Below are 4,759 nucleotides of genomic sequence, written 5' to 3' on the forward strand. Positions count from 1 at the left end.
AGTCAACCTGGTTGCCCGCCACAACCCCCACCCCGGTGGTCGCGTTGCTTGCACCCAAGGCCAGGGTATTGACGCGCTGGTTCAATTGAAACGGCACGGCCATGCCGGCGCCAAGACGCACCCCCAGAGACTGGCCAAACTGGTGATCTGCCTCGACGATTCGGGCTTCAATGAGCACTTGGCGTACCGGAATGTCCAGTTGCTTCAGCATTTTTTGAACCGCTTGAAGGCGCTGTGGCAAGTCAGAGATGAAGAGCTGGTTGGTGCGCGGCTCCGCCAACACACTGCCCCGGCTGCTGAGCCAGCGACCACCAGCCCCCTGACTGACCCCTTGCAAGCGTTGCGCCACATCGTGTGCACGGGCATATCGCAAGCGGATCGCCATCATCTCAAGCGGGCTCACCGCATCGAGGGCCGCCTGGGCTTCGCGTTGTTTTTTCTCACGCGCCACCCACTCGTCTTGCGGCGCGACCCACAACACACGACCCTCTTGGCGCGATGCCAGCCCCTTGGACTGCAAAACAATTTGCAAAGCCTGCCGCCACGGCACTTGCATTAACCGCACCGTCACTTGACCGCTCACCGCATCGGTCGCCACCAAGTTCAAGCCCGTGAAGTCGGCAAAGACCTGCAGCAAGGTTTTGATGTCGATGTCCTGAAAATTCAGACTGATGAGCCGTTCAGCGTCCTCCTCACTGACCGGGGACATGGCCAGACTTGCGTGGTGGTCACGGTCTGGCTGAGCGGTCTGGACATCCACAATTTTCGTCACGGGTGGGGGTGAAATGACGGGTGCAGGGGTATCTGGCGAAGAACGCTGCGGTTCTGTGTGGCCCATGTCTGGCAGCGCCAAAGGCGCCTCTTGGGCCCACGCCATCGACACGGCCACACTGGCCCACAGCACCAACACCCGAACCCCAAACGGCACATGGGAAACTGCGCGTTGACTCATGGCTTTGCCTTTTCAAAACCCAAAACCGCCACCGGTCCAGACCCGGCACGCAGGTGCACTTCTTGGGCATGGATGCTGGTCACCCGGTGCCCGAGTGGGCCAATCGGCTGCCCCACACGGGCTTGCACCCAATGCGGCCCTGCAGCCAAAATCGCCTGTAGGTCTTGGGCCTGATGCCAAACGCCCAGCAAACGAACCTGATCCAGTGGCCACTGGCCAGGATTGGCCGACCACCCTTTGGCAGGGTTTTCTGAAACATGCTCCGACGCGGGCAAGGCCGCAAGCCCGGGCCTTGCCGACTGAACAAAAACAGCCGAATGGATAAGTGTTGCGCGCGCAGCTCGAACCGGCTCGAAAGGCACCCAATCCAGTAGCAATGGTCCTTGGGCTGTGGCCAGTGCGGCTTCAGGTAAGGTCGGACCATCGCGGAGCCACACCCGAAGCACGGCCTCAATCTCGACCCTCTCACCTTGCGGCGTGATGCGCAAACGGTCAATGCTCCACACGGGCCCTTTAAGATTCAGGGCAGCCCAAAAGGCGACCCAATCGTCAAAGTGGGCATTCAAATGCACCGCCACCGCCTGACTGGCCAATGACGAGGCCAACCGCTCAGGCACGGGGCGCAAAGACTTGAGCTGCACAGCATGCCGCGCCAGCAATTGCGACAATTGGAGCCAAATCAGGGCCTCGCGGTCTGGCGAAGGCAAGCCCGCCAATGCCTTGGGCAGTGTCTGCGTCACACCCAGCTGCTGTTGCAGCTTGTGCACCTGCCCCTGTTGCGTGGCCAACTGTTGGTGCAAGCTTTGCACCGGGCCCTCGTCGCGCCACAACGTGTCGATGGCATCCACATGCAGCCCAGCCACCAGCGTCAGACCTGCGGCAAAACCAGCCAAAGCAAACCCCCAGCGCCGCACCAACCAACGCAAGCGATCACGCCCCCGCATCTGCGACGCCCACAACCATGCGGGGGCCATGGGACCCTTCGCTTGCAGTTGCCAGCCGAGCTTCATGGGGCCTCCTTGACCACACCTGTTGGCGCCTCAGTCTTGGCGGATGCTGAACGGACAACCTCAAGAGGCCAAACGCTTTGCCACACAAACGACAGTTCAGCCTTGTGTGGGTCCAGCGGGTCCGTAGCAGGCGTCACACTTGCTGCGCCAGTTGCAGAAAGGGTATCCAAACTGCTCAGAACCCAAATAGGCTTCAGGGTTCGGTCTGCCTGGCCTTCGGCATGGGCTGGGTCATTCCCTCCCGGAGGAAACGACATGCTGTGTGACAAGCGCTTTCGGGCGTCCTCCATGCGCTTCACATCGCGGGCCTGGCCCTGCAATTCCAGTTGGTGCGCCTGCAGCTGCAGACGCAAAAACTGCACCGAGCTTGGGCTGGCCGCTTGTTGCAAGCTTTGGTACAAGGCCAGCCAGGTCAAGTGCTGCTGCCTCAGTTGCGCCAGATGAGCCGACTGCAACTGCCACTTTTTTTGCACGGCCTGTTGCTTGTGCAGGCGTTGCATCTGCATGGTTTGATCGGTCAGCTGCGCTTGAAGACGGATGCGATCCTCTTGCATTTGGTCAGCCAGCGCTTGCAACTCTTGAGCTGCCCACCCGGCCACAGCCAAGCCCACCGCCAAGCCCGTCAAAGAGGTCCACCACCGGTGACGCCTTCTGCGCTGGCTGGCCAGCGCAGGGTAATGCAGCAAGTTAAAGGACACCATCAGCGCCATGCTTTCAAAGCCAAGCCGGCGGCGACCAAGCGCGTCCCTGCGGCCGATTGCATGGCCTGCGACAAAGCCAAGTCCGGCCCGAAACGGCCGGGCACCGACATGCTGACCGGACTGTCATGGGCGGGGTTCGTCAAGTCAAACTGCCAGTCTTGGGAGGGCTGCGTCAGCAAACTGTTCAAGCCACCTCTCAAATGGCAGGCTGCTCGATGGGCAGCATGCCAAGCGGGCTCAACACTGTGCAGCTGCCAACCGGCTGCGCGAACGCTGTCCTTGAGCGCTCTGATGCGCCCTTGGTCGCAGCCCACCCAATGCACGCGAGACAAAAGCCCAGCAGAGACCGGGTCGGGCTGAAAATCAAAACTCACTTCATCCGGGGCCAAGCCCAGCAACTGTGACACCTCCAGCTGCACCTCACTGGCCCACTCGTCAGGGGGCAAGTCTGCTGGCAACTCCAGCACACCGGCCACCATTTCATCCGACTTCAAGGCCACATTGAGGCGTCTTCCCGAAGAGGCCACCCCGGTGCCCGCTTGTTGCAGACCGCTGCTGAAGTCCTCCTCAGACGCCGTTGAATGGCCAGCGAAGATGCGCTCTAAGGCATTCACCTGAACCTCGGTGGACCTGTTCAGCGACAAGCCCACCAAAGTCCATTCGGCCTCATCGCACGCCAAGCCCCAAGCGTGACGCTCAGGGCGGCTGGCCATTTGTCGCCAAAACCGAGTCCAGACACGCATGAATTGCCTCCTTGCTCAAAGCTCTCTTTGGCCGATCCGAAAGGTTTTGTAACATGAATATTCGGGTTTAACAAGCTTTTATGAATACCAAATAATTCTTTTGAAAGTCTTAAAAAGCCCCTTACCTGCGCAAGATTTTTATAATGCGGGGCGTCTGGCAATCCGCTGGCCGCACCCCACATCAGCCCTATGCCCACCAAAGACAAATCCCAGACCACCTCTCAAAGCACGCCACCAACGCCCACCAAGGGCTTTGTGGCTTGGCTGCTCAAATTCTGTGTGTGGTCGATGGGTCTGGCCGGGGCAGCACTGGCATCGCTTTTGTTGGTGGTGGCCATGGCCATGGTCATGGCCTATCCCAACTTGCCCGATGTATCGGACCTGGCGAATTACAAACCCAAGTTGCCCCTGCGGGTGTTCACTGCAGATGGCCAGCTCATGGGGGAGTTTGGCGAAGAACGCCGCAACCTGACACCGATCGATGAGATTCCGCAGATCCTCAAAGACGCCATTTTGGCGATCGAGGACAACCGCTTCTACCAGCACGGGGGGGTGGATTACGTGGGCATCTTGCGTGCGGGCATCGCCAACATAGGCCGCCTCAAAAGCCAAGGCGCGTCCACCATCACGATGCAAGTGGCGCGCAACGTCTACCTGTCTTCCGAGAAAACATACACACGCAAAATTTATGAAATTTTATTGACCTACAAGCTCGAGCACCTGCTGACCAAGGACCAGATCCTGGAAATCTACATGAACCAGATTTTCCTGGGCAATCGGGCTTATGGCTTTGCTTCTGCCGCGGACACCTACTTTGGCAAGTCCCTCAAGGACATCACCATCGCCGAAGCCGCCATGCTCGCGGGCTTGCCCAAAGCGCCCTCGGCCTACAACCCGATCAACAACCCCAAACGGGCCCGTTCACGCCAGCTGCACATCATTGATCGCATGTTGGTCAACGGCTACATCACCACCACGCAGGCAAGCCGGGCCAAGGCCGAAAGCCTGACCCTGAAGTCCGCTGCAGGCAAGAAAACACTGAATGCCGAGTTTGTTGCCGAAACCGTGCGTCAACTGGTGTTCGCACAATACGGTGCTGACACTTACACACGGGGGTTGAACGTCTACACCACCTTGCAGTCCAGCGACCAAATGGCCGCCTACAAGGCCTTGCGCCAAGGCTTGATGGATTTTGAGCGACGCCAGGTTTACCGAGGGCCTGAAAAGTTCATCAACTTGCCGACCGACCCAGCCAAGGCAGACGAGGCCATTGACGATGCACTGGAGGAACACCCCGACAACGGCGATGTGATGTCGGCCGTGGTGCTGGAAGCCTCCACTCGCAAAGTCGTG

General features: G+C 59.5%; 5 protein-coding genes. 1 reads left to right on the plus strand and 4 read right to left on the minus strand.

Annotation, left to right across the window (positions count from 1 at the left end; genetic code table 11):
• The 4 genes from Q0341_RS02050 to Q0341_RS02065 form a co-directional block, all read right to left on the minus strand.
• Window positions 1-952 (minus strand): secretin N-terminal domain-containing protein (locus tag Q0341_RS02050; RefSeq protein WP_299510199.1); only part of this gene is annotated, 952 nt, incomplete at its 3' end.
• Window positions 949-1,962: a hypothetical protein gene (locus tag Q0341_RS02055; protein WP_299510200.1), complete on the minus strand. Its 1,014-nt coding sequence runs from the start codon at window positions 1,960-1,962 to the stop codon at window positions 949-951. The genes Q0341_RS02050 and Q0341_RS02055, both read right to left, overlap by 4 nt.
• Window positions 1,959-2,663: a hypothetical protein gene (locus Q0341_RS02060; RefSeq protein ID WP_299510202.1), complete on the minus strand. Its 705-nt coding sequence runs from the start codon at window positions 2,661-2,663 to the stop codon at window positions 1,959-1,961. The genes Q0341_RS02055 and Q0341_RS02060 overlap by 4 nt, the downstream gene beginning before the upstream one ends.
• A complete protein-coding gene (locus tag Q0341_RS02065; RefSeq protein WP_299510203.1) occupies window positions 2,663-3,406 on the minus strand; it encodes a hypothetical protein in 744 nt (247 codons plus the stop codon). Before Q0341_RS02065 ends, Q0341_RS02060 begins: the two co-directional genes overlap by 1 nt.
• Window positions 3,407-3,595: 189 nt before the next feature.
• Here Q0341_RS02065 and Q0341_RS02070 point away from each other — a divergent pair.
• Window positions 3,596-4,759: transglycosylase domain-containing protein (locus tag Q0341_RS02070; RefSeq protein ID WP_299510205.1), on the plus strand; the 1,164-nt coding region annotated here is incomplete at its 3' end.

It is taken from the genome of uncultured Limnohabitans sp. (assembly GCF_937889215.1).
GTDB lineage: Bacteria > Pseudomonadota > Gammaproteobacteria > Burkholderiales > Burkholderiaceae_C > Limnohabitans_A.